Consider the following 24,460-nt stretch of genomic DNA (forward strand, 5'->3'; position numbering starts at 1 on the left):
GATCGAGCTAGTCGGACGCCGGCTTGTAGCGCTCGGCCACCAGTTCGGCCATCGGATGGTCGCTCTGCCGCAATCCGTCGATGACGCCTTCGCGATCGGCAGCGGGCCGGTTCTGGCTGACCTTCCACTTGCCTTCGATGCGGGCAATCGGGATCTCTAGGCCGACAATGCCCTTCATCTGGCCGGCAAGAAACGGCTCCGGCGCGTCATCGACGCTCCAGGCTCGCGCCTGCGACTTCTCGCTCGCATCGGTCAGTTCGCCGACCTGCTGGCGCAGCCAGTCGGTCGATTCGAGAATGCGCGGCGTGCCCCAGGCATGCACGGTGGCATAGTTCCAGGTCGGCACGACCTTGTGGGTCTCGGCCTTGGTCGCATACCAGTTCGGGGTCACATAGGCGTTCGGCCCCTGGAATAGCACCATCGCCTCGGCACCGGCCCGGAGCGCCGTCAATTGCTCGTTGGCGCGGGCGAGATGGGCCCGCAACAGCCCCTTCTCGGAACCAGCCGGATCGATCAGGAACGGGATCAGATTGGCCATCAGCCCGCCCTCGCCCGCCGTCACCAGCATGGCCAGCGGATGGGCGCGCATCAGCCCATGCATGACGTCAAGCCGGTCTTCGCGAAAGGCGGGAGGTTGGTACACGATAAACCCTCATGCGGAACAATCGGCCGATCCTGCCATCGGCCGGCCGCCGATCGCAAGGCACAGCGTCCTGAAGACGCCTGGCGCAGCACTCAAACGGCGTCGTTGAACCGGTATTCGTGCTCGCCGCCATTCGGATCGATGACGGTGCCATCCTCGCGGACATAATCCGGCCCGATCGGCACCTTGCCGTAGCCGCCGGGGATATCGAGCACATAGGTCGGCTGTGCGAGCCCGGACAGGCGACCGCGCAAGGCGCGCATCAGCGCCTGCCCTTCGGCAATCGAGGTGCGGAAATGGCTCGTGCCGGGCGCGAGGTCACCATGGTGCAGGTAATAGGGTTTTACCCGCGCCTCGACGAACCCACGCATCAGCGCTGCCATCGTCTCGGGATCGTCATTGATGCCCTTGAGTAAAACCGTCTGGCTGACAAGCGCGATGCCCGCATCGACAAGCCGGGCCAGCGCTGCCTTGGCGTCGGCTGTCAGTTCGCGAGGATGGTTGGCGTGGATGGCGATATAGACGGTCTTGCCGGTATTGCGCAGCGCCGCGACCAGTTCGCCCGTGATGCGCGCGGGATCGACGATCGGCACGCGCGTGTGAAAGCGCAGGATCTTGATGTGCTCGATGGCGCGAAAGCGTTCCAGCAATTCGGCCAGACGGCGCGGCGCGATCACCAGCGGATCGCCGCCCGTAAAGACGACTTCCCAAATTTCCGGGCGCCCGCGGATATAGGAAAGGGCCGCCTCCAGTTCTTCCTCCCCGAGCATGGTCGGGCCACCCGGGCCAACTGTCTCGCGGCGGAAGCAGAAGCGGCAATAGACGGCGCAGACATGCACCAGCTTCAGCAGCACGCGGTCCTGATAGCGATGCACCAGCCCCGGAACCGGACTATGCGCATCGTCGCCGATCGGGTCGGCGCGTTCTTCCGGCAAAGTGGTCAGCTCGGCGGTCGTCGGCACGAACTGCGCCGCGATCGGGTCATGCGGATCGCTTGCGTCAATCAGCTTCGCCATCGCGGGCGTCACCGCCACGGCGTAGCGCTCGGCCACGCGGTCCAGCCCCTCGCGGGCGGAGGCAGGCACAAGGCCGGCCCCGACCAGGGCTGCGGGCGAACGCAGTGTCAGTGATTTTTCAAGCGGAATGACGGGTGAGCGCGACATTCCGCACTCTTTCGATCATTCCGTGGCTGGTGTCCAGATCACAAGATCGAGGCGCGGCGCGCCGGTCGCTAACATGACGAGCCGATCGAAGCCGAGCGCGATGCCAGACGCCTCCGGCATGATGGCGAGTGCCGCCAGGAAATCCTCGTCCAGCGGATAGCGCTCGCCATAGACGCGCTCCTTCTCGTCCATCTCGGCAACGAAGCGTCGGCGCTGTTCGGCTGGATCCGTCAACTCACCAAATCCGTTGGCGAGTTCCACACCGCAGCAATAGAGTTCGAAGCGCTCCGCAACACGCGGATCTCCAGCCTTGGGCCGCGCCAAAGCCGCTTCTACGACGGGATATTCGCAAAGGATGGTCGGTCGGCCCTGCCCCAGATTGGGCTCGACCTTTTCCGCGATAATGCGGCTGAAGATGTCGCTCCAGGTGTCGTCGAAGGCAATTCGAATGCCGGTCGCGGTCGCCTGTGCCGCCAACGCATCGCGATCTGCGGAACCGTCGGCCGCGAGCGTCGCCAGCAGATCGACACCGGCATAGCGCAGAAATGCGTCGGCGACTGTCAACCGCTCCGGCTCCGCGAACGGATCCGATTCGAAACCCCGATGGGTGAAAAGCCGCGTTTCCGCTGCCTCGGCCGCAGCCGCCAGCAGATCGGCGCAATCCTTCATCAAAGCCTCATAGGGCTCGCCGACGCGATACCATTCCAGCATCGTGAATTCGCAGGCATGGCGCGGACCGAGTTCGCGGTTCCGGAACACAGGTCCGAGCGTATAAATTCGTTTCTCACCGGCGGCCAGCAGCTTCTTGGCCGCAAATTCCGGCGACGTATGGAGATAGAGCGGTTGCCGCGTGCCATCGGGAAAAACCCGTTCGGTGGCAAAGGCATGCAAATGCGTTTCGTTGCCGGGCGATACCTGGACGATCCCGCACTCCACTTCGACGAAATCGCGCGACTGGAACCAGTTGTGCACCGTTCGCTTGATGTGCCCGCGCTTCAACAGGAACGGACGACGATCCGCGTGGACATGCGGCGTCCACCAAGGGGATGCGCGGGTCATTCTCAAGCTTCTCCTGTCATTCGCCTTGGACCAGCCTGCCGGAACTGGCGAGATTCGACTGGCGCGAACCAGCGGAATCGCTATGGTGCGCGCCATAATCGCGCCTTTGTACGGGCGCCGACGCCAATCTGAGGATTATTTCGTGAAGGTTATCGCCAGCCAGGTCCGCAAGGGCAACATTCTCGAGGTAGACGGCAAGCTCTACGCCGTTCTTACTGCCGAGAGCTTCCACCCAGGCAAGGGCACGCCCACCACGCAGATCGACATGCGCGGCCTCGCCGACGGCGTGAAGACCTCGAACCGCTACAAGACGACCGAACAGGTCGAGCGCGCGTTCGTCGAAGATCGTGACTTCTCCTTCCTGTTCAAGGACGGCGAAGGCTTCACCTTCATGAGCGTCGAGAACTACGAGCAGATCATCGTGACGCCGGCCGTCGTCGGCGACGCGGCTCCCTACCTCCTGGAGGGCATGGTCGTCCGCCTGTCGATTTTCGAGGACCAGGCCGTCGGCATCGTCCTGCCGCAGCGCATGACGCTCGAAGTCGTCGACACCGAGCCCACGACGAAGGGCCAGACCGCTTCCTCGTCCTACAAGCCTGCGATCCTGTCGAACGGCGTTCGCTCGATGGTCCCGCCGCATATCGGCCCGGGCACGCGCATCGTCGTCCTCACGGAAGACGGCTCCTACGTCGAGCGCGCCAAGGACTAAGTCGACCCTAAAGCACGACCGCGATTCTCCCCGGGGAATCGCACAGATCTTGAAACGGCGTCGGGCATTACCCCGGCGCCGTTTTTTTTCCTAGCGTAAATGGCGAGAACCCTGGACGACGGCTAAAGCCGAACCGCGCCATGCTCTCCAATGGATGGCTTGGCTCCTGTCACGACGGCAGTCAGCATGAGAGCGGCGGAGACCAGTTTATTGGGCGAATCCCAAAGCTCGGCACGATTTGGCTTCACCGTCAGCAGACGGATGGCGGGATCCTCCGCTGAATCCCACCAGGCTTTCGCGAACGGCGACCAGAGATCCCTAATCTTGTCGCGATCGTTGCTGAGCTCCGCCTTCCCGTTGATGACCACATATTTGGCACCGGGCGAATCGACAAAGCCGAGCATCACATCGGGAAACGTATCGAGATGATTGTAGCGGGAGGCTCCCTTGTCGACGAGGAAGTAGAAGGCTCTCGCCTCCTTATCGACCGTGGAAGTCAGCGGCCATTGCTCCATTCTCTCGCCGTTCCAGGTCGAGAACAGAGCAAACTGTATCTTTTCGACAAGCTCCCAGGCGCGCGCCTCCATCTCGGCTAGCGTCTTCCCGTGTTCTTCCTCATGTGCCATTTCGTTCTCCTTGATTGGACAGGAAAACGCGAAACAGACGGAATGGTTGCCACCAGCAGATGGTGAAGCGCTGGGTCGCCGATGGGATCGGTTGCCCATGCGTTTCTGCCTCGCCCATAGCTCCACAGGCGCCTCAATGGAGCGAATTGGTTCGCCCAGAGCGGTCCAGCACCCAGCAACGAACCTGTCGCAGCTGCGTTGATTCCCATTGCCTAAGATCGAGGAGACGCCCATGGCCGCTGATCAAAAGACAGGGAAAAAGGTGCCCAAGAATACGAGGCCCATGCCGCCCGAAGGGCCACACGCTCGACCCGACCTCACCGATCATGAGAAGACGCCTGGTACGGGTTCTCTTCCCGATCCCAATACGAAGGGAGTCGATATCGGACCCGGTTGAGTTGGATCGCCATATCGAGACACTGTGCCGGGCCAGGCCCGCAGCATCTAGGCTGGCGTTGCCGATCTCGCTTCGGAACAGCGATCTCCAAGGCAACATGCCAACAGCAAGCTGCGCCGCTAAGGCGACTTGAAAGCGAGATTATGAAATAGAGCTAAGTCTTTGAAAAATTTGGCGACCCCGGCTGGGCTCGAACCAGCGACCTGCCGCTTAGAAGGCGGCTGCTCTATCCAGCTGAGCTACGGGGCCGTTCATGCCTACCCGTCTCTGGGAACAGGCTCGGCGTCTACCGGCGCTTAGTGCGTCCAGGACTGCAGGCGGCCAAACTTGAAATTGTCGGAATAGGAGATCTTCTTGCGTGTATCGTCCTGCGCGGCCATCAGCTGATAGGGAATGCCGTTCTTCTCGGCATAGGCCACAGCTTCTTCCTGCGTGTCGAACGAGAGCTTGATCTGGCGATTCATGTCGGACGAAGACGTGTAGCCCATCAACGGCTCGACGGAGACAGGAACTTCCGGCTCATAGGATAGAGTCCAGCGCTCGGTCTTCGCCTTGCCCGACTGCATCGCGTTGCGTGTCGGCCTGAAGATACGCGCAACCATGTTCAGCTCGCCTCCATGAAATCTCGTCGTCGAATGGTCGGGGCAGTAAGATTCGAACTTACGACCCTCTGGTCCCAAACCAGATGCGCTACCAGGCTGCGCTATGCCCCGACATTCGCGACAGGGGTGGATTACACGGTCCATCCCATATCTTCAAGGCGTTGAGCGGCGACAAATTGGAGCCTCAACAGGCCATTTTCTCAAAGTGTCGAATTTAGCGCTTCGGAATGACAATGCGATCGCCCGGCGCCAGCGATAGACGGTCCGCGCTTCCCGCGACCAACTCCAGCACATAGCGAGCCGGGGAACCGCCCGGAATAAGGTCTTCGGAGAAAGGCGTTGTCGCCCGCGCAATGCGCGACGTGCGGCCATCCGCCTTGATGAAGATTATATCCAGCGAAAGCGGCGTATTCTTCATCCAGAAATAGAGCGGCTGCTCACTACCGAAATCAAACAGCATGCCGTGGTTGGCCGCCATTTTTTCGCGCCCCATCAAGCCATGCTCACGCTCGGACGGGGTTACGGCCCATTCGATGCTTATCTCGTGCGAGCCGGTCTTCGTGACGACCTGGATTGTGTCGTGCTTTTCGGCCGCAATAGCGTCCCCGCCGAAGGCCCCCCCCAAGGCGAGGATGGCGCACACTGCCGACACGAAGGCAAAACGGAAGCCGTAGAGCGCCACAGCCGTCAGTGCGACGACGGACCCGAGCCGTCATCTGGACGGATCTCGGCAGCCATCAGCCCCTTGTCGCCAACACCAAAACGAACCAGGACGGTCTGGCCCGGGCGCAACTCGGTCAAGCCGAAGCGACGCAGCGTTTCCATGTGGATGAAGATGTCCTCGGTACCGTCGCCGCGGGTAACAAAGCCGAAGCCCTTGACCCGATTGAACCATTTGACAACGCAGCGCTCGAGGCTGCTCGTCGGAACGACAACCGTATGCGTACGCGGCGGGCCGACCTGTGCCGGGTGCACGGCAGTCGAATCGTCCATGCTGAGGACGCGAAACGCCTGCAGTCCACGCTGGCCCTGCGTGACCTCGCATACGATGCGCGATCCTTCATAGGCCGTCTGGAACCCATCGCGGCGAAGGCAAGTCACATGCAGCAGAATGTCGGAAGAACCATCATCCGGAAGGATGAATCCGTAGCCCTTGGAGGCATCGAACCACTTGATCGAGCCGGCTACTTCTACCAGATCCAGCCCGCCATCGTCCTCGCCCCGCGTGGCGGACGAAGATTCAGCGCTGTTCTTGGAACCCATCTTGTCGGCCCCCGGATAGGCCTTCATTCAGGCCGTCTATTCACATGGCCGATCGCGCAATACCGACTTCACGGCAATGCTGCGACCGATTCCCCGCATGAGAATAACATCGGATCCGAGCGTGACCAGTGACATCCCCGCCACAACCAGGGATTTCCGTTAACGGATCGTTAGTGTTTCGGAAACCCATCCCGCCGGCACGCTCGCTTTCGCAGCGATCGCGGTGCGCGCGGGTTCCTGTTTCGAAGGACGGCGGCTATGGTGAGACGCCATCTGTCGGAGCGCCGTAGCAGCGGCAGCCGCAAGAGCCCGACCAAGACACCCCTGGGAAAGGACAACGCCTCTATGAAGTATCTTCACACCATGGTCCGCGTGACGGACGTCGACAAGTCGATCGCCTTCTACAAGGAGCTTGGCCTGAACGAAGTCCGCCGGATCGACAATGAGAAGGGTCGCTACACGCTGTACTTCCTCGCCGCTCCCGGCGACGAGGCAGCCCAGGTCGAGCTGACCTTCAACTGGGATCCCGAAGTTTACGGCGAAGGCCGCAATTTCGGTCACCTCGCCTATCTGGTCGAGGACATCTATGCGCTCTGCGACAAGCTGCAGAAGGCCGGCATCACCATCAACCGTCCGCCGCGCGACGGCCACATGGCCTTCATCCGTTCGCCCGATAATATTTCGGTCGAGCTGATTCAGGCTGGCGATCCGCTTCCGGCGCAGGAGCCCTGGGCTTCGATGCCGAATACGGGCAAGTGGTAAAAGCCAGTAATTCCGCGCCGTCTCAGCAATGAGGCGGCGCTCTATCCACAGGCGGAAAACAAGACCGACGAACGGTCTTGTCACTCCGGGGGTTGCCCCCTATAAACCGCCTCGCCGCGCCCTTCGTCTATCGGTTAGGACGCCACCCTTTCACGGTGGAGAGAGGGGTTCGACTCCCCTAGGGCGCACCACCCGTTCTTGAACGGGTTCCGGGAGCAAGGCCTGAGCTTGTCACGCTCAAGGTTACTACTTATAAAGCGCATCGCTGCGCCCTTCGTCTATCGGTTAGGACGCCACCCTTTCACGGTGGAGAGAGGGGTTCGACTCCCCTAGGGCGCACCAATCCTCTTTGATCGAACTCCGAGATGAATGCCGGGCGACTATCGCCGGGCCCGTGAGATTGCGTGCGCGGATGGCGCATTGGTCGCGGCGCATCTCCTGTGGAGTAACAATCCGATGGCCCGCTACCTTGCCCTCCCGTGCTAGAGCGTTTTCGAGCGAAGTGTGCTGCGGTTCGCGTGAAGAAAACGCGACCAGCCAACGAATTAGAGCCATTCGCCGTTTCAAAGAAACAGTGAAATGCTCTAGGGTCCGGCCATCGCGCAAAGGCTAAGTGGAGCACTATGAAAGCTGGAATCGAACTCGGGACGAATACGGCAGGACAGCCGGCCCTTCTCGACCTCGAGGAACTGCTTTCGACGCGCCTGCTCGTGCAGGGCAATTCCGGTTCCGGCAAATCCCACCTGCTCCGCCGCCTGCTCGAACAGAGCGCCGGCATGGTGCAGCAGGCGATCATCGACCCAGAAGGCGATTTCGTCAGCTTCTCCGAACGCTACGGCCATACGGTCGTCGACGCCGAGCGCAGCCCGAGCGAACTGCAGCGTATCGCGCTGCGCATCCGCCAGCATCGCGCCTCCGTCGTGCTCAATCTCGAGGGCCTCGACGCGGAAGAGCAGATGCGCTGCGCCGCCGCCTTCCTGAACGGCCTTTTCGACGCCGACCGCAGTGTCTGGTATCCGATGCTGATCGTCGTCGACGAGGCGCAGATCTTCGCGCCAGCGGTTGCCGGCGAAGTGTCGGACGAAGCGCGCCGCCTGTCGCTTGGCGCCATGACCAATCTGATGTGCCGTGGCCGCAAGCGCGGACTGGCAGGCATCGTCGCGACCCAGCGACTGGCCAAGCTCGCCAAGAACGTCGCCGCCGAAGCATCCAACTTTCTGATGGGCCGCACCTTTCTCGATATCGACATGGCGCGCGCCGCCGATCTGCTCGGCATGGACCGTCGCCAGGCGGAAGGGTTCCGCGATCTCGATCCCGGCCAGTTCGTCGCGCTGGGCCCGGCCCTTTCGCGCAAGCCGATTCCGCTGCGCATCGGCGCGGTCGATACCGCCGGCCGCAGCGGTCGCCCCGTCCTGATGCCGCTTCCGGACATGCCGAAGGCTGAAATGCAGGACCTGATTTTCGTTGGCGGCGAATCCGACCTCCTACCGATGCCGGCGCCGAGCACTTCGCGCGCCCGAGGAACGGCGGAGTTGCTGCGCGAGATCGAGATTTCCGGTCCGCTCGACACGACGCCGGAAGTCGAACTCGACACCCGCACCGAGGCGGAGAAGCAGGAACTGCTCGACAGCGTCTATGCCGAGATCATGTCGGACCCGGATACGGCCTTCCGCCCGGCGCCGTCCATCTACCAGGATTTCCTGTTCCATTGCCGGATCAAGAAGCTCGGCACCTATGGCCAGGACATGCCGAGCTTCCGCAAGCGCCTGGCGCTGGCGCGCGCCGGCGTCAGCTCGGACAGGGGCGACGACGCCTGGGAGCAGGTTCTCGCCGTGGCGGAAAGCCTGCCGGAGGAGATGCAGGGCGTGTTCCTGCTGCTCGCCCGCGCCGCACGCGAGGAGGCTCCCTGCCCTACCGACGAAGCGCTGGCCAATGCCTATGGCAGCCGGTCGCCGTCGCGCGGACGCTGGCTACTCACCTATATGTCCGAACACGGCCACATCCGCAGCGAAGCCGATTTTCGCGGCAGCCGCATCGTCACCATTGCGGGCGTCAACTGGCGAACCTTGCCAGGCGCACCGAAGGCTGGACCGATCAAGAAGGTCGATCCGCTGCGGCGCGCGCCCATGGTCTCCTTGCCGACAGCGCGCCCGGCGGAATAGAACGCGACCCGCATCGGCATCGATCAGTTGCAATCCCCGCCGCATCCCCGCCATCATACTGCCCAGAATCACGTGCTGCCTTAGCGTCAATGTTGCGGCAATAGCTGCGTAGGGACGGTATCGAGTTGGCCGCGCTAAGGGGGAAACGGATGGAACACACCGCACGAATTACGGTCGATGGAGCCCCTTTCGGTGCCCTCAGCCGTAGAACCGGAGCCTGGCTTGCCGGCGCCGCCGCGCTTCTGGCGATTTCCGGCTGCGCATCGGTCACGGAGCGGGTCTCCCCGTCCGTCGCGCCGGCAACGCCCGCGATCTCCATCACGACCGAGGATCTGGTCGGCAATTGGGGGCTCGGCTCGTTCCGCGAGGAGAAAGACCTGGCGCGCACGATCAACGAAGCGCGGCGCTACTGCAACAATCCCTACGTCATCACCCGCGGCCCCAACAACGGCGTCATGATGTATCTGGCAGATCAGTCGCAGCCGAGCGAACTGGTCCTGAAGACGGCCAGCGGCCGCGTCTATATCGGGCCGCCGGGCCCCGCGGGCATGCCCAAGGATCGCCAGATCACCTCGTTCCAGGACGGCGTCATTGTCGCTCCCTGGGTCGATCCCGGCGTAACGGCACGCTACGGCACCATGGTTTTCGCGCGCTGCGGTCAGGCGGCTCCGGCCGCCACCCCGGCGCGAACGACTTCCGGCTGATTTCGAGCCCGGCTGCGGCCGGGCTTTCCCCCAATCGCCTATCCAGAGTTCGAGGTCCCCATGCGAGACAAAGCAGCCCGCCTTTTCCGCCAATTGCTGAAACGCCCCCTGTCGCTGGCTCTTCTCGGCTGCGCCGCTGCCATGGCTGTTGCGCCCGTCGCACCCGCCGAGGCCGGCGTTCGTGACATACTCAACATCAGCGAGCAGCCGGGCGTCGTGCCGACGAAGCAGGAATCGCTGCTGCCGCCGGAATTCCGGCCGCAGCCGGTCTATTTCCGCTCCAACGAGCCGCCGGGTACCATCGTCATCAACACGGACGAACGGTTCCTCTATCTCGTTCAGCCCGATAACCGCGCCATCCGCTACGGTGTCGGCGTCGGCCGCGACGGCTTCCAGTGGTCCGGCCTTCTGAAGATTTCGCGCAAGGCGGAATGGCCCGATTGGCGTCCGCCGGCGGAAATGATCCAGCGCCAGCCTTACCTGCCGCGCTTCATGGCCGGCGGCGAAGGCAACCCGATGGGCGCCCGCGCGCTCTATCTCGGCGACACGATCTATCGCATCCACGGCACAAACCAGCCGCAGACGATCGGCCACGCGCTGTCGTCGGGCTGCTTCCGCATGGTCAACAACGACGTCGTCGACCTGTTTGACCGCGTGCCAGTCGGAACGAAGGTGATCGTGCGCCAGCAGGCCAAGCTCTGATAGCGGCTATCCGGTCGCCTCGCTTGGGGTGGCTTCATGAACAATCTCTTGGAGGGGCGACCATGGTGTTTCCTGCGAAAGTATTTTCTGCGCGCATAGCGGCGCTGGCGCTTGCCGCCACGCTGGGTTCGGCAGTAGCGGCCCAGGCGGGCACGCTCGACACGGTCAAGCAGCGCGGCAATCTGATCTGCGGCGTCAATCAGGGCCTGCTCGGCTTCTCGAATGCCGACGCGGCCGGCAAATGGACTGGCTTCGACGTCGATTTCTGCCGCGCCGTCGCCACCGCAATTTTCAACGACCCGGAAAAAGTGACCTATGTGCCGCTGTCGACGACAGAGCGTTTCGACGCGCTGAAGGACGGCAAGGTCGACCTCCTGTCCCGCAACTCGACCTGGACGATGTCGCGCGAGACGGACCTGCCGCTCGCCTTCGTCGGCGTCACCTACTATGACGGCCAGGGCTTCATGGTGAAACGCGACAGTGGCAAGGTCTCGGCGCTGGAGCTGGACGGCGCGACCGTCTGCGTCCAGAGCGACACCACCAGCGAAGCGAACTTCGCTGATTACTTCAACACCAACTCGATGAAGTTCACGGCGATCGCCGCCAGCACGCCGGCTGAATCGCTCGAAAACTACAAGACCGGCAAGTGCACGGTGCTCACCACCGACGTATCGCAGCTCTATTCAGAGCGCGCCACGCTGGCGGACGCCGCCGACCACATCATCTTACCTGACGTCATCTCGAAGGAGCCGCTCGGCCCGGTCGTCCGCCAGGACGACGCCAAGTGGCGCGCCCTGGTTGCCTGGGTCCACAACGCGATGCTGAACGCGGAAGAGCTGGGCGTATCGTCGGAACGCATCGACGAGGCCAAGGCCTCGAAGAAGCCCGACGTCATGCGCCTCGTCGGCACGGAAGGCGCCTTTGGCGAGAAGCTCGGCCTTTCGAACGATTGGGCGGTCAATGTCGTCAAGACCGTCGGCAATTATGGCGAGAGCTACGAGCGCAATCTGGGTGTGGGCTCGAAGCTCGGCATCCCGCGCGGGCTGAACCAGCTTTGGTCGCTGGGCGGAATCCAGTACGCCCCGCCGATCCGCTAGGGTCGTTTCGAACGAATGAAAGAGGCCGGCATCGAAAGGTGCCGGCCTTTTTTGTTTGGCAGGAAGAACTTCCCAAAGCGAAGGCGCTCCGCTGGACCCTCCTTCGAGGCCCGGCTTTGCCGGGCACCTCAGGATGATGCCGGAGGGACGACAGAAAGCAGACCGAGGGTCTGACGCTGCCGCGGCTTCCTCAACCATCATCCTGAGGCGCTTCGCGCAGCGAAGCCTCGAAGGAGGGTCCAGCAAGACCGCCTATCAGCGCTCCGATCCCTTGGATTGCAGACCCGGGCGCTTGAGCCGTCACCCTTCAGTTAGACCAGCCCTCACCGGATCAGTTGATCGATATAACCCTCGCCGAGTCCGACATCCGTATAGTGCTTGCGGCAGAGGTCGATCTTGGTGAAGACGTCCTCGTAGCCCTGCACCGCGCCATCGGGATCGACATAGATCATCGCGCCGTTGACCTGGAACAGCGTGATCATCTCCGTCACATGCGGCTCGACAACCAGCGTATGGGTCTCGCCGGGTGCCTCGTAGACGTAGGAACCCTCCTCCGCCGTCCAGTCATGCTCCAGATAGTGCCAGCTGCCCTTCAGTACCCAGCCATGCACCGGCTGGGGATGGCGATGGCGCGACAGCACACCGGACTTTCGGACACGCAACAAATTCATCCAGTAGCCCCGGCTCGCCGACAGGCAGAGCGGCCGGAACCAGACGTTTTCCTGTTGCGGCACCCAGAGCCGCTCGTCAGTCGGAATGGCGTTCGGGATGACGATCTCCGGGAAGGATTCCTTTGGCTGCGGATGGCGATAGGGGATGCGCTTCGAATCCGCGTCGGTTTCGAGGCCGGAATGGTTGACAGTGGTGTTGTCGCTCATGATCTCACTCTCTCGTCTCAAACCGAGGCATAGCCGCCATCGACCGGCACGACGGTACCGGTCATGAAGCGGGCGGCATCGGAACACAGGAAGGCGACAACGTCGCCGATATCGCGGGGTTCGCCCCAGCGTTTCATGGGCGTGCGCCCGAGGATCCCCGCCGAACGGACGGGATCCTCGACGATGCCGCGCGTGACTTCGGTGGCAATCCAGCCGGGAGCCACCGCATTGACGCGAATGCCCTCCTCGGCCCAGGCGACGCCGAGCGCCTTGGTCAACTGGGCGACGCCGCCCTTCGACGCCGTATAGGCGGGCACCAATGGCCCACCAAAGATCGCCAGCATCGACGCGGTGTTGACGATCGCCCCGCCCTGCTTGGCCAGCAACGGTCGCGCGCCGACGCACATCCGCATCGTGCCGGTCAGGTTGACGTCGATGACCTTCTGGAACACCGCCATGTCGTATTCATGCCCCCGAAACAGCACGCCGGCGCAATTGACGAGCGCGTCGAGGCGGTCGAGGCCGGCGATGGCGGCATCGGCGGAGTTTTGGTCCGTGACGTCGAGAACGATCGCCGTCAGGCCGTCGCGCACCGGCACGGCGGCGACTTCCGCGTCGCTCAAACCGGTGACGGTGACGGCATAGCCGGCGGCAAGCAGCGCTTCGGCAACGCCAAAACCGATGCCGCGCGCACCGCCGGTAACAAGAGCCTTCTTCACCATGCGAATGCCTTTGGCTGGAGAGCGGTGATGATTGATCCGTAAAATTTCACATGTTACATGTCAAGCAGCGTTCCCCTCTCCGACACAGGCAAGCCTTGGCCTCTGAAAACACCCTCGCCGATCCAACCCATCCGCCCCGCGCCGGTTTCGAGCCGTTGCGGCATACCGATCTAGGCGAGCAGACCTATGCGGCGATCCGCAAGCGCATCCTCCGGCGCGAACTGGAAACCGGCCAGCAGATCCTGATCGACCTCGTCGCCTCCGAACTGGGCGTCAGCCGGACACCCGTCCTCGACGCGATGAAACGCCTTGCGGCAGAAGGTCTGGTCGAAATCCGGGCGCGCCGCGGCTGCTTTGTGCGCGCGCTGACCACGGAGGATATTCGCGAGATCTTCGAGGTGCGCGAGGCCATCGAGCTGCACGGCTTGCGCATGGCGATCCGCGACGGCCGCAATGCCGCGCTGGCCAAGACCTTGGAGACCGCCTGCGAGGCGATGGAAGCGGCGACGGCCGGCGACATCTATGTCGACTACGACCTCTTCACCGAATGGGACCGCAGCTTCCATCGAGCCATCGTCACTTCAAGCGGCAATCGACGACTGGAAGAGCTCTACGGCAACCTGCATGTGCATCTGCACATTATGCGCGTGCATTATTTCCGGGAGCTGGAAGCCGCGACCCGGATCAAGGCCGACCATCGCGCCATTCTCGACGCCGTTCGAGCCGGCGATATGGGAAAGGCCGAAGCCGCCATGTCCTCACACATCTTCGTCACCCGCGATCGCATCACCGCCAATCTCGCCGATGATGGCGGGCGCATGTGATAGCCCCTCCCTTTTCCGGACTGGATAATCAGGCCATGCGCATAGCCATCACAGGCGGCAACGGTAACCTTGCCCGCAAGCTGATCGCCGGACTGGGCCAACAGGCGTGGTGCGGCTCCCTTGTGGCGATCGATCGCCGCTTCGATCCGATCGATCCGCCGGGCCACGCCACCCTCGCCTGCGTCGAGGCCGACTTGCGCGATGGCGGTGATCGACGCTGGCTTGATGTGATCGCTTCCAGCGATGCGGTGATCCACCTGGCCGCGCAAAACCCCTATCCGGAGGCGGACTGGACGGATTCGGCGGCCTCCTTCGACATGACCGCCCTGCTCGCCAGCGCCGCCAGCCGCGCCGGTGTGCGCCGCTTCGTCTTCGCCACATCGAACCATGTCATGGGCGGCTACAAGGAAACCGACATCGCCCTGACGCCGGGTGCGCTGACGGAGGCTCTGCCTCCGCTGCCCGGCACGCGTTGGCGCCATGATGGCGGCAGCAGCGACAGCACGCCCTATGCGGTGGCGAAGCTGATGGGCGAACGGCTCTGCGGTGCCCTCGCCGCGCGCGACGGGATGACGACGGTGGCGCTCCGGATCGGCTGGTGCCAGCCCGGCGAAAACCACCCCTCGACCATCACCGCCTCCGGCACGCCGCATAGCCACCTCGACGCGATCGATATCGCGGCACAGCGGGACCTCGCCTGGTTCCGAGGCATGTGGCTGTCGAACCGCGATCTCCTCGGCTATTTTTCAGCGGCCTTGCGCGCCGATGCGACCGTCTGGCCGACGCCGGGGATCCTCGTCAATGCGGTGTCGAACAATACCGGCATGGCCTGGAATCTGGCGAACGCCGCCGATCGGCTTGGATTCGCGCCTGCCGATGACGCCGCCCGGGAACTCGCCAGCTAGTCCCCACATATTGCCGCGATTCTAGGCAATGCACATCTTTTCGGCTCGCAGGAACAGGCAGACTTCCCCTGCGTTTTGACCGATTGAGCCAATCAGCCCACATCATCAGCAACATGATTCACTGATAGGCAGTAAGCAGCGCAAAAAACGACACAATTGCCTCAAATTGCGTCACAAAATATTGCCCTCCGCTCCCCGAGGGCCCATAACCCCGGCGATAACCCAATCGGGGAAAACCATGACAAGCAATAAGCGGAGCGATGCCGGGATGACCGACGCCACCATGCTCGACCAGGCCCTGACGCGCCTTGACGAAGCTGCAGCCCATCTGCACCTGGACGGCGACGTTCTCGAAAAGCTCAAATATCCGCGCGAAACCACCAAGGTGCGGTTGATGATCCGCATGGATGACGGCTCGCGCAAATCCTTCATGGCCTGGCGCTGCCGCTATGACGACACGCGCGGCCCGACCAAGGGCGGCATCCGCTTCCATCCGGATTCGACCATCGAGGAAGTCGAGACGCTCGCCTTCTGGATGACTATGAAGTGCGCCGTCATGAACCTGCCCTATGGCGGCGGCAAGGGCGCGGTCCGCGTCGACCCACATTCGCTTTCGAAGGCAGAACTGGAGCGCCTGTCGCGCGCCTACATGCAGGCTTTCTCGAAGATCGTTGGCCCGGATCGCGACATCCCCGCCCCCGACGTCTACACCAACTCGATGATCATGGGCTGGATGGCGGACGAATATGCCTCCATCGTCGGCCAGTCGACGCCGGCCGTCATCACCGGCAAGCCGATCTCGCTCGGCGGCTCGCTCGGCCGTGACGACGCCACCGCTCGCGGCGGCTACTACCTCGTTCGCAACCTCGCTTCCGAACTCGGCCTGACGCCGGGCGCCCGCGTCGCGATCCAGGGCTTCGGCAATGCCGGCCAGCACATCGCCAGCCTGCTCGGCGCCGATGGCTACAAGATCGTCGCCGTCTCGGATTCGAAGGGCGCGATCCACAACGACGCCGGCCTCGATGTCGCCAAGCTGCTCGCCGCCAAGAAGACCGGCTCGGTCCTTCAGTTGGCCGGCACGGATGGTATCAAGGCAATCGACGCCGACCAGATCACCGCCGTTGATTGCGAGATCCTGGTGCCGGCAGCCCTCGAGGACCTGATCCACAAGGACAACGCAGCCGACATCAAGGCGCGCGTCGTTCTCGAACTGGCCAACGGCCCGATCACCCCGGAAGCCGACGTCATCCTGGCCGAGAAGAACGTCGTCGTCCTGCCCGACATCCTCGCGAATGCCGGCGGCGTCACCGTCTCCTACTTCGAGTGGGTTCAGAACCGCCAGGGCTACTACTGGACGGCCGAGGAAGTTCGCTCGCGCCTGCAGGAGACCATGGATCGCGAAGGTCGCGCCGTGTGGAACCTCGCTCAGGATCGCGGCATCACGATCCGTAGCGCAGCCTATGTCCACGCTTTGGCGCGCGTCGCCGGCGCCATCGAGGCGCACGGCACGCAGAAGTTCTTCACGAGCTAGCACGTCGCGGCCGAAGGGCCGCGTCCGTTCCTCTTGGATCGCCATTCTTGGCGGCGGCGCTCACAGCGCCGCCGCCAATTTTCGTTTTAGGCCATGGGGTTGCGCATGGGAGCCAGCCCCGGTCGCGCTACCGTTCCGCGACTGATGACGGTGCCCATGAGGCGCACGCTGTCCGAACAGACCGACGGCATCATGGAAGCGAGCCAAAACCGCAGGCATCCATCCGGTTCCTCTGCGCCTACAGCGTTTTCAAGCGGAGTGGATGCCGGTTCGCGTGAAGAAAACGCGATTCAGCAAGGAGTTAGAGCGTTGTATTGTTTCCATGAAACGATTCGACCCTATGGAGGGCCACGATGGCATCCGCAGATCCTGGGCGGTGCCATCAAAGGAAACGCACCTTCGACACCGCTTGCATCCAAATCATCGCCATCCAGACCGCCGGCACCCTGAATTCCGAGTTCTGCCGGTTCCCGGACTTGTCGCGAAACGCATGGAAAGACGACGATGGATACCGTGATTCATATCCTGGCCATCCTTCTCGGATTGGTCGCGCTCCACCTCTATTTCCGGTCGATCGTACGGGTCGTTCTGATCAACCGCCGGGAGCGTGATTTCGTCGAGCAGATCGCCCGTCTCGGCGCGGTCTCGATCGCCCATGCTCTAGCCAGGAGGACGAAGGACTACGAGGAAACACAGCGCATTCAAGCCTGGGTGCTTCCCCTGTTCATCTTCTTCGCGGTGGCGCTCTGGTTTCTTCTCGTGCAGCTATCCTTCATGCTGATCCTGTGGGGACTGCGGATCGAGCCAAACTGGGGCTATGCGTTCACGGCCAGCGGGTCGGCCCTCAGCACGCTCGGATTCAAGACACCGCCGACCCTTCTCGGCGAACTCCTCGCCGTCTTCGAGGCGGCGATCGGTCTTGCCGTCGTCATTCTGATGTTCACCTTCGTGCCTGGTTACCAGGCGAGCGTCCAGATTCGCGAGCGCAAGGTCGGCTGGCTCTATGCCCGGACGGGCCGCCGCCCCACGACCTCCAGCCTGCTCGAATCCCTGCAGCGCAGCGGCCAGATCGAGCGCCACAGCGAGGTTTGGGAAGATTGGGAACAATGGTTCCGCGGCGTGCTCGAAACACATTCGATCGCGCCGATCCTCGTCTATGTGCCGGCGATCTATCGCGGCACCAGTTGGGTAGGCGCTGCCGCCGCGGTGCTGGATTCCACTTCACTCCTGACGGCGTGCCTCGACCCCAAGCATACGGAATCGGCGCGCATCTGCCGCGAGATCGGTTGCGCCGCCCTCAAGCGCCTGGCGATTGAACTCAATCCCAAAATCCCGGCCGATGCCTGGACCCACAAGAGCGTGGATCCAAACCTGATCGAGCATTTCAACCATCTGTTCGACCGGCTGACCGAGATAGGCTTGCCCACGAAGCCCGATAAGGAGGAATGCCGGAACGCGTTCATCGCCTTGCGGGCGGAATATGAGACAAGCATTCGCCTGCTTGCCCAATCGACGCTGATGCCGGTCGAAGAACCCTGGATCTTGCCGCATCCGCGCCACGCCGAACCGGTCAGCGCCCCGCCGACGATCGCCTGAAGCGTCTTCCAGCGAGGCGGGACACGGGTTCCCGCGCGCTACCGCTGTTCGGGAGTGCCGCGCTCACCAAGCTTCAGGCCGAGCAGCACCGCACCATAGCCAAGCACCAGGCTGACCAGCACGTAGAGTATGGCAACCGCGGCGCCCGAGGCGGACGCTGTCATCAGCACAACCGCGCCATAGACGAAGCTGGAGAAGGTCGACAATCCGCCCATGATTCCGGTGCCGACCAGGGTGTTGACGTCGTCGCTGACAGCGCGCCGCTTGTGCAAGCCAGTGACGACGGCAAGCAGGAAGGCGGCGACGACGTTGGCGACGAGGATCGCCATGGGGAAGCCGTCCGACAGGTCTGGCACGCCGAGCATCAGGAATTCGCGGGCCATGGCGCCGAGCGCGCCGCCGACGAAAACGAGGATGACGAGATTGATCATCCCTTTTCTCCCTAACCCTGCAGCCGTGCGAGAGCTGCGCCCAGCGCGGCGGCGATGAGGCCGACCGCGACCGAGAGCAGCATGTAGCCCAGCGCCAATTGTCCCCTGCCCGATCCGGCGAGCTTCGCCGCGTCCAGCTGCATGCTGCTGAAGGTCGTATAGCCGCCGAGGATGCCCGTGAGCACGCCGGCGTTCAGGACGCTGCCGAAGCGGTCGCGCCAGTCGACGGAAAAGAGCACGGATAGATAGCCGATGACGAAGGCGCCGGAGATGTTGATCAGGAAGGTCGCGAGCGGGAAGCTGCCGTGATAGCGCTCCCCCACAACGCGCCCGATCCACCAGCGCAACAGCGATCCAAAGCCGCCGCCAATCCCCACCCACATCACATCCAACGGACGCATTCGTAACGCCTCCCAGCGAGGTATCTTCAAGACTTTTCAGGTGTATCCGCCGCGTCGGAGACGCATTCGGCAAGCTTCTCGATCGAATAGCGGACCTGCTCCAGGGCAAAGGAATAGTTGCCTATATAAGCCGACGCACTTTCCCCAGTGTCCTCATTGGCAACGACCGCCCCCTCAGCCCCCGCGCCCGTCGGACTGGCGTGTCCGACAAGACTGCGCTTCGCCGCCGAAAACGTCGCGAAGGCGTCCTCGAGACTGTCGGCAGGCGGCGGAACGGCCTGAGCGGATAGTGCGTCGCCAACTGCTACCAGATAAGTTCGGATCGCGTCGGTGACCGCCTGGGTCGGCGCGACCATCGCGTCGCCGAGCGATGCCGGCCAATGCTGCCGGGTTACCCGGCGGAGGACGAAGGTCGAGGTACGGAGGTCGCGCAGGCAAAGCCGCAATCGATCGAGATCCAGCGCGCCGTGCGAAACATGGCTGGCATGTTCCTCGCGAGCCTCCTTGGCGAGCGTGTCGATCTTGCCGTACGAGGCATAGATCTGTTCGCTGATCTTCGAGATCGCCTCATCTTGCGATTGCCGCGTCTGGCCCGCGACCGCCAAACCGATCATCTGCGCCAGAAGCGTCAGCACGTGATTGGTCTCGGAACGCAGGATCGTATCCGACCGCGCCGGAGCCACAGCCAGCGAAACGAGAACGCCGACAGCGCAGCCGATCATGATCTCGACGACCCTATGCGTCGCCGAGATCATAGCGATCTCATGCGACGGCGTACTAATCAGCAGAATGGCGGCGGTCATCGGCGAGACACGGTAATTCGGCCGAGCGGCGGCCAGCATGCCCAGCACGCCGATCGAAAACAGCAGGCCAAGCAGCGTCCACGCTGGCGTCACCGGGGTAAGCATGGCGACGACGAAACCGAACGCCGCGCCGACGAGGGTGCCCAGCACACGATCGGCGGCAGCCTTCAGCGAGGCGCCGACGCGCGTTTGCATGATGACAATCGCCGTCAGGACGGCCAAGTATCCTTGCGGGAGATTGAATATCTGGGCGATGGCAAAGGCGAGCCCGCCAGCCACAGCGGTACGAAGTCCCGCTTTCCAGATCTCCGCATTGGGCATATGCATCGCCAGAGAGGCCATTCTCCCTCCGAGTCACACACAAAGTCTACAGACTCGTACGATCAACTTGCCCGGTATTGCGCTCCACTACCAAGCAAAAAGATGAGCGGGCGCCAAGTACACACCTATCCCACTGGAATGACGGCAGCAGGGCTGGCAGATTGTCCAGGGGCGGGCAGATTGCTCCCTGAGTCCGGCACATTGGAAGGCAGGCGTGGATGCATTGGTTGCAGGATGGTCTGACGCTGATCGAACCCTACATCGCGGCCTATGGCAGCTTTGCCATCTTCGTCATCATCTATTTCGAAGCACTCGGCGCCCCGCTACCGGGCGAAAGCGCCCTGATCGCCATCGCGGCACTGGCCGCACGCGGCGATGTCGACCTCGCCCATGCGCTGATCGGCGCATTTTGCGGCGCGGTGCTCGGCGACAGCACGGGTTATGCCATCGGCCACTTCGGCGGACGGCCCTTGCTGCTGCGCTATGGCGGTTGGATCCGGCTGACGCCGGAACGCCTCGGCAAGTTTGAGACGCTCTTTCAGCAGCGCGGCATCTGGATCGTGATGACGGCGCGCTTCGTTGCCGTGCTCCGGCAGTTGAACGGACTGATCGCGGGCGCCGTCTCAATGCCATGGCCACGCTTTCTGGTGGCCAACACCATCGGCGCTGCCGGCTGGGTGTTGTTGTGGGGCCTTGGCCCCTACTTCGCGGTGGACTGGTTCAAGGCATTCATGCACCACTGATCGCCAATACTTGCCGCAGCGGAATCAAGCCTTTTCGTGCTATCCTTATCTTCGCCCGGCGCCGCCTCGTCGAGCGTGCGCTGTCGCTAGGGCGAGCCCTCAATTGACCCGGAAGGAAACCATGAAATTCACGATCCTTGCCTTGGCACTGATAGCGATCGCGTTCCCGACCCTGGCACAGGCCACGATGCTGGAGCGTCAGGCCGGAAGGGCCATTCGCCAAGCGGGCCATTGGTGCGACAAGGTCAGCCATATGGCGGTCAATGAAAAGCAATCCCTGCCGTCGCGACGCGTCGTTCGGGTGACCTGCGACGACGGCACGCGCTACGTTCAGTACGATCTGACCATGCGCCCCGACAACAAGATCGCCTCGATCGAGAAGGCCAAGCCCTGACAAGGGACTTCAGCACGGTGGCCGGAAGGCCCCACGATCGGAAATGGTCTAGGCCGTCTCGCCCTCGAGAATGTCATAGCCGGTGTCGCAGATCGTCGGCTTGCCCGGATAATCGGGGCTAGCCAGGATCATCTCGGCAGCCGTCTTGCCGATCAGAAAGCGGCGCGAAAGGATCGTCGAGAGCGGTTGCGGCAAGGCCTGGCCAATGTCGAGGCCGTTGAAGCCGAACAGCGCCAGATCCTCGCGCGGCTTGATACCGGCGGCGAAGCAATGGAACACGCCGCCGACCGCCATGTCGTCGTTGGAAAAAGCCACGACGTCGAGGTCGCGGTGCCGGGCCAGCAACTGGGCGAGCAATTCGCGCCCGGCCTGGGTCGAGCTTGGCCCTTCCGACGTCGCCTCGCCGACGAGTGACAAGCCGACCGCCTGAAGCCCCTCGCGAAAACCTTCGTAGCGACGGGCCGCGCGCTCGTCGCGCTTGCGGTCATGGCCGACATAGCCGAAGCGGCGATAGCCGCGCTTGAAGAGATGCAGTGCCGTGTCGTAGCCGGCCTGCCGGTGCGACATGCCGACGGCGATATCGAGCGGCGGGGAATCGATATCCATCAGCTCGGCGACGCGCACACCCGAGCGCTTCAGCATCGCCACGGTGTAGTCCGTATGATGCAGTCCGGAAACGATCATCGCCGCCGGTTGCCAGGAGAGCAGCGACGCGACCAACTCCTCCTCGGCGTTCATGTCGTAGTCGGTAACGCCGACGACCGGCTGGTAGCCGGACGAGGCGAGCGACGCATGGATGCCGCGCAGAACGTCCGGAAAGACAATGTTGGAGAGCGACGGCAGCACGACGCCGATCAGATTGGAGCCGGAGGAAGCCAGCGTTCCGGCAACGCGATTCGGCACATAGCCCATCTCCCGCACGACGGCGAGCACGCGTTCGCGCGTCTTGTCGGCGACGGAAGCCTTGTTGCGAAGCACCCGCGAGACGGTGATCTCGCTGACTTCGGCGCGCATCGCCACATCGGCCAGGGTGTAGGAGTTCTTCACGTTCATAGAGACGACGCCATCCAGACTTGAGACGCCCGACGAGGCCGGACGCGGCTCCTTATCATGGATCGCCGCGTCCGCATTGCGCGTGTGCGCCTCAGATCATGTCCAGCCGCCGTCAGCGACATAGCTCTGGTTGGTGCAGGCGCCGGATTCGTCCGAGGCGAAGAACATGATCACCCGGGCGATATCGGCCGGATAGATCTTCCGCTTCAGGCATTGCCGAGTGAAAATCGCCTGCTCGATTTCGGGCGTGACCCAGAGGTCCAGCTGGCGCTGGGTCATGATCCAGCCCGGCAGGACGCAATTGACGCGGATGTTGTGCGGGCCAAGTTCGCGCGCCAATCCGCGCGTCAGACCGATAATGCCGGACTTCGCCGCCAGATAGGGAGTGAGCCCCTCCACACCGGCAATGTAGGCAAAGGAGCCGACATTGACGATCGAGCCACCACCCAGCGCCGCCATGTCCTTGTAGACCGCCTGCGAGCAGAAGAACTGGTGCTTCAGGTTGACGGCCTGCTTCTCATCCCAGAATTCCGGCGTGACTTCGTCGATCGTCGCGCGCTGGTCATGCGCGGCATTGTTGACCAGCATCGCGATTGGGCCGAGTGCGTCCCGGATCCGGCCGATCGCGGCCTGCGTCGCGGCGATGTCGGTCAGGTTGGCGTTCTCGAAATGGACCGTATGTCCTTCGGCCGTTAGCTCCTCGACGAGCTTGCGGGACGGCTCCTCGACGATATCGATGAAGCCGACCTTCGAACCCTGGCGGGCGAACTGGCGGACGATTTCCTCGCCGATGCCGCTGCCGCCGCCGGTGATCAGCACGACGCTGTCCACCAGGCTCGGATAGGCGGCCCCATAGCGCGGTTGGTAGGATGAGTCTGACGTCAACGTCGCTTTCCTTTTGTCATTCCAGGATATTCCTCAAACCGCATCTGCTCAGCCCTCGGCGCGTTCCACGCTGCGGATGTTCTGCACGTAGACGTTGACGATCAGGGCAGCGAGCAGGATCAAGCCGCGGATCAAGATCTTCAGGAAGCTGTCGATCTGGATGTGATCGAGGCCATTGTTGAGAACACCGAGCACGCAGAGGCCGACAATCGTGTTGCCGATGCCGCCGCGACCGCCGAACAGGCTGGTGCCACCGACGACAACCGCCGCGATCGCGTCAAGCAGGTAGCCGTCAAACTCATTCTGCTGGGCGCTGCCGAAATGGGCGACGCCGACCATGCCGGCGATGCCGGAGCAGACGGCGCAGATCACCAGCGCCGCGCCCAGGATCAGCTTGACGTTGACGCCGGAATACTCGGCCGCTTCGCGGTTGCCGCCGACCATGTAGATGTAGCGGCCGAAGCGGGTGTAGGTCAGCGTCACATGGCCCGCGACCAGGAAAGCGATCAGCACGAGCGCGATGGTTGGAAAGCCCCCGACATTGCTGGCGCCGAGCGTCGAGACGATTTCCGGCACATTGTAGGCGATCTGGCCGCGCACCAGCAGCGCGCAGATGCCGGCGCCGATCTGCATCATGGCAAGCGTCATGATGAAGGAAGGAATTCCGATGACCGTGGTGCCGAAGGCGTTGACCAGGCCGAGGCCCGTGCAGGCGGCCAGCGCCAGGATGACCGCCAGCCAGCCGGCGACCGGAATGTTGGCGATGTTCACATAGCTTTCCTGCAGCGTGAAATAGGCAACTACGATGCCGGTAGCATTGGCGACCGAGGCCACCGAAAGATCGATCTCGCCGCACAGGATGACGAAGGTCAGGCCGACCGCCATGATGCCCGTCACCGAAATCTGGGTGAGGATATTCGAAGCGTTGTCGATGGTGGCGAAGGATGGGCTGGCGATGCTGAAGAAGATCAACAGCAGGAGCAGGGTCGCAAACGGGGCGATATTGCGCATCTGACTGCGCAGGAAAAGGCTCGATTTGGAGGCGCGCGCCGTACTGGCTTGCTGAAACGTCATGTCAAATCCT

At 63.0% G+C, this 24,460-nt stretch carries 26 protein-coding genes, 4 tRNA genes and 1 pseudogene; 14 read left to right on the forward strand and 17 right to left on the reverse strand.

Going from position 1 to position 24,460, the window contains the following annotated elements; all coding sequences use genetic code 11:
* Positions 1 to 7 precede the first annotated feature (7 nt).
* From OSH12_RS10585 to epmA, 3 genes are all read right to left on the reverse strand, one after another.
* Positions 8 to 643, reverse strand: a complete 636-nt coding sequence (locus OSH12_RS10585; RefSeq protein ID WP_266343517.1) for an FMN-binding negative transcriptional regulator — start codon at positions 641 to 643, stop codon at positions 8 to 10.
* 92 nt (positions 644 to 735) lie between these two features.
* A complete protein-coding gene (locus OSH12_RS10590) occupies positions 736 to 1,806 on the reverse strand; it encodes a lysine-2,3-aminomutase-like protein (RefSeq protein WP_266343518.1) in 1,071 nt (356 codons plus the stop codon).
* Positions 1,807 to 1,821: 15 nt separating this feature from the next.
* On the reverse strand, positions 1,822 to 2,865 hold the full coding sequence (gene epmA, locus OSH12_RS10595; protein ID WP_266343519.1) for an EF-P lysine aminoacylase EpmA: 1,044 nt from the start codon (positions 2,863 to 2,865) through the stop codon (positions 1,822 to 1,824).
* 142 nt (positions 2,866 to 3,007) lie between these two features.
* Between epmA and efp the strand changes: the two genes are divergently transcribed.
* The gene (efp, locus tag OSH12_RS10600; RefSeq protein WP_266343520.1) at positions 3,008 to 3,574 is read left to right on the forward strand and encodes an elongation factor P; all 567 of its coding nucleotides are present in this window, start codon (positions 3,008 to 3,010) and stop codon (positions 3,572 to 3,574) included.
* A gap of 122 nt (positions 3,575 to 3,696) precedes the next feature.
* On the opposite strand, the gene OSH12_RS10605 is transcribed toward efp, so the two are convergent.
* The 6 genes from OSH12_RS10605 to OSH12_RS10630 all read right to left on the reverse strand — a co-directional run bounded on the left by OSH12_RS10605 (position 3,697) and on the right by OSH12_RS10630 (position 6,462).
* Entirely contained in the window at positions 3,697 to 4,299 is a 603-nt protein-coding gene (locus tag OSH12_RS10605) for a pyridoxamine 5'-phosphate oxidase family protein (protein WP_266343521.1), read from the reverse strand.
* A 470-nt stretch (positions 4,300 to 4,769) separates the two neighbouring features.
* Positions 4,770 to 4,846 (reverse strand) — tRNA-Arg (locus tag OSH12_RS10610).
* A gap of 47 nt (positions 4,847 to 4,893) precedes the next feature.
* Complete coding sequence (locus OSH12_RS10615; protein WP_266343522.1) at positions 4,894 to 5,199, reverse strand: ETC complex I subunit; 306 nt, start codon at positions 5,197 to 5,199, stop codon at positions 4,894 to 4,896.
* 34 nt (positions 5,200 to 5,233) lie between these two features.
* Positions 5,234 to 5,310: transfer RNA gene (locus tag OSH12_RS10620), tRNA-Pro, on the reverse strand.
* A gap of 103 nt (positions 5,311 to 5,413) precedes the next feature.
* Positions 5,414 to 5,881, reverse strand: coding sequence for a DUF192 domain-containing protein (locus tag OSH12_RS10625; RefSeq protein WP_266343523.1), 468 nt, complete (start codon positions 5,879 to 5,881; stop codon positions 5,414 to 5,416).
* A gap of 5 nt (positions 5,882 to 5,886) precedes the next feature.
* Positions 5,887 to 6,462 (reverse strand): cold-shock protein, encoded by a 576-nt coding sequence (locus tag OSH12_RS10630; RefSeq protein ID WP_266343890.1) that lies wholly within the window; start codon positions 6,460 to 6,462, stop codon positions 5,887 to 5,889.
* A 345-nt stretch (positions 6,463 to 6,807) separates the two neighbouring features.
* On the opposite strand from OSH12_RS10630, the gene OSH12_RS10635 reads away from it, so the two are divergent.
* From OSH12_RS10635 to OSH12_RS10665, 7 genes are all read left to right on the forward strand, one after another.
* Positions 6,808 to 7,224, forward strand: coding sequence for a VOC family protein (locus OSH12_RS10635; protein ID WP_266343524.1), 417 nt, complete (start codon positions 6,808 to 6,810; stop codon positions 7,222 to 7,224).
* 116 nt (positions 7,225 to 7,340) lie between these two features.
* Positions 7,341 to 7,415 (forward strand) — tRNA-Glu (locus OSH12_RS10640).
* 76 nt (positions 7,416 to 7,491) lie between these two features.
* A tRNA-Glu gene (locus OSH12_RS10645) sits at positions 7,492 to 7,566 on the forward strand.
* 281 nt (positions 7,567 to 7,847) lie between these two features.
* The gene (locus OSH12_RS10650; protein WP_266343525.1) at positions 7,848 to 9,386 is read left to right on the forward strand and encodes an ATP-binding protein; all 1,539 of its coding nucleotides are present in this window, start codon (positions 7,848 to 7,850) and stop codon (positions 9,384 to 9,386) included.
* A gap of 149 nt (positions 9,387 to 9,535) precedes the next feature.
* The gene (locus tag OSH12_RS10655) at positions 9,536 to 10,090 is read left to right on the forward strand and encodes a hypothetical protein (RefSeq protein ID WP_266343526.1); all 555 of its coding nucleotides are present in this window, start codon (positions 9,536 to 9,538) and stop codon (positions 10,088 to 10,090) included.
* Positions 10,091 to 10,150: 60 nt separating this feature from the next.
* Positions 10,151 to 10,792, forward strand: coding sequence for a L,D-transpeptidase (locus OSH12_RS10660; protein ID WP_380225150.1), 642 nt, complete (start codon positions 10,151 to 10,153; stop codon positions 10,790 to 10,792).
* A 62-nt stretch (positions 10,793 to 10,854) separates the two neighbouring features.
* Positions 10,855 to 11,889: an amino acid ABC transporter substrate-binding protein gene (locus OSH12_RS10665; protein ID WP_266343527.1), complete on the forward strand. Its 1,035-nt coding sequence runs from the start codon at positions 10,855 to 10,857 to the stop codon at positions 11,887 to 11,889.
* Positions 11,890 to 12,212: 323 nt separating this feature from the next.
* Here the strand turns inward: OSH12_RS10665 and OSH12_RS10670 are convergent, their stop codons facing one another.
* Positions 12,213 to 12,767 carry a 2,4'-dihydroxyacetophenone dioxygenase family protein gene (locus OSH12_RS10670; RefSeq protein WP_018181501.1) on the reverse strand — a complete coding sequence of 185 codons (555 nt, stop codon included), beginning with the start codon at positions 12,765 to 12,767 and terminating at the stop codon, positions 12,213 to 12,215.
* A gap of 17 nt (positions 12,768 to 12,784) precedes the next feature.
* Complete coding sequence (locus OSH12_RS10675) at positions 12,785 to 13,489, reverse strand: SDR family NAD(P)-dependent oxidoreductase (protein WP_266343528.1); 705 nt, start codon at positions 13,487 to 13,489, stop codon at positions 12,785 to 12,787.
* 95 nt (positions 13,490 to 13,584) lie between these two features.
* Here OSH12_RS10675 and OSH12_RS10680 point away from each other — a divergent pair, with 95 nt between their 5' ends.
* The 4 genes from OSH12_RS10680 (at position 13,585) to OSH12_RS10695 (ending at position 18,345) form a co-directional block, all read left to right on the forward strand.
* Positions 13,585 to 14,313, forward strand: a complete 729-nt coding sequence (locus tag OSH12_RS10680; RefSeq protein ID WP_266343529.1) for a GntR family transcriptional regulator — start codon at positions 13,585 to 13,587, stop codon at positions 14,311 to 14,313.
* A gap of 35 nt (positions 14,314 to 14,348) precedes the next feature.
* A complete protein-coding gene (locus OSH12_RS10685) occupies positions 14,349 to 15,218 on the forward strand; it encodes an NAD-dependent epimerase/dehydratase family protein (protein ID WP_266343530.1) in 870 nt (289 codons plus the stop codon).
* 268 nt (positions 15,219 to 15,486) lie between these two features.
* Entirely contained in the window at positions 15,487 to 16,749 is a 1,263-nt protein-coding gene (locus OSH12_RS10690; protein ID WP_266343892.1) for a Glu/Leu/Phe/Val family dehydrogenase, read from the forward strand.
* A gap of 504 nt (positions 16,750 to 17,253) precedes the next feature.
* Positions 17,254 to 18,345 carry a hypothetical protein gene (locus OSH12_RS10695; RefSeq protein ID WP_266343531.1) on the forward strand — a complete coding sequence of 364 codons (1,092 nt, stop codon included), beginning with the start codon at positions 17,254 to 17,256 and terminating at the stop codon, positions 18,343 to 18,345.
* A 59-nt stretch (positions 18,346 to 18,404) separates the two neighbouring features.
* Here the strand turns inward: OSH12_RS10695 and OSH12_RS10700 are convergent.
* From OSH12_RS10700 to OSH12_RS10710, 3 genes and pseudogenes are all read right to left on the reverse strand, one after another.
* Positions 18,405 to 18,776: pseudogene (locus OSH12_RS10700) on the reverse strand (CrcB family protein); the annotation flags it as partial.
* Positions 18,777 to 18,787: 11 nt separating this feature from the next.
* Complete coding sequence (gene crcB / locus OSH12_RS10705; RefSeq protein ID WP_266343533.1) at positions 18,788 to 19,177, reverse strand: fluoride efflux transporter CrcB; 390 nt, start codon at positions 19,175 to 19,177, stop codon at positions 18,788 to 18,790.
* Positions 19,178 to 19,203: 26 nt separating this feature from the next.
* A complete protein-coding gene (locus OSH12_RS10710; RefSeq protein ID WP_266343534.1) occupies positions 19,204 to 20,322 on the reverse strand; it encodes an FUSC family protein in 1,119 nt (372 codons plus the stop codon).
* A gap of 218 nt (positions 20,323 to 20,540) precedes the next feature.
* Between OSH12_RS10710 and OSH12_RS10715 the strand changes: the two genes are divergently transcribed.
* Both OSH12_RS10715 and OSH12_RS10720 read left to right on the forward strand, forming a co-directional pair.
* Positions 20,541 to 21,044: a DedA family protein gene (locus OSH12_RS10715; RefSeq protein ID WP_266343893.1), complete on the forward strand. Its 504-nt coding sequence runs from the start codon at positions 20,541 to 20,543 to the stop codon at positions 21,042 to 21,044.
* Between the two features lie 121 nt (positions 21,045 to 21,165).
* The gene (locus tag OSH12_RS10720; protein ID WP_266343535.1) at positions 21,166 to 21,438 is read left to right on the forward strand and encodes a hypothetical protein; all 273 of its coding nucleotides are present in this window, start codon (positions 21,166 to 21,168) and stop codon (positions 21,436 to 21,438) included.
* A gap of 48 nt (positions 21,439 to 21,486) precedes the next feature.
* Here OSH12_RS10720 and OSH12_RS10725 read toward each other — a convergent pair whose 3' ends face one another.
* From OSH12_RS10725 to OSH12_RS10735, 3 genes are all read right to left on the reverse strand, one after another.
* Entirely contained in the window at positions 21,487 to 22,491 is a 1,005-nt protein-coding gene (locus OSH12_RS10725; RefSeq protein WP_266343536.1) for a LacI family DNA-binding transcriptional regulator, read from the reverse strand.
* Positions 22,492 to 22,587: 96 nt separating this feature from the next.
* Complete coding sequence (locus tag OSH12_RS10730; RefSeq protein WP_266343537.1) at positions 22,588 to 23,376, reverse strand: SDR family NAD(P)-dependent oxidoreductase; 789 nt, start codon at positions 23,374 to 23,376, stop codon at positions 22,588 to 22,590.
* A gap of 48 nt (positions 23,377 to 23,424) precedes the next feature.
* Positions 23,425 to 24,450, reverse strand: a complete 1,026-nt coding sequence (locus OSH12_RS10735; protein WP_266343538.1) for an ABC transporter permease — start codon at positions 24,448 to 24,450, stop codon at positions 23,425 to 23,427.
* Positions 24,451 to 24,460 lie beyond the last annotated feature (10 nt).

Source organism: Kaistia terrae, assembly GCF_026344005.1.
In the GTDB taxonomy this organism is placed as follows: Bacteria; Pseudomonadota; Alphaproteobacteria; order Rhizobiales; family Kaistiaceae; genus Kaistia; species Kaistia terrae.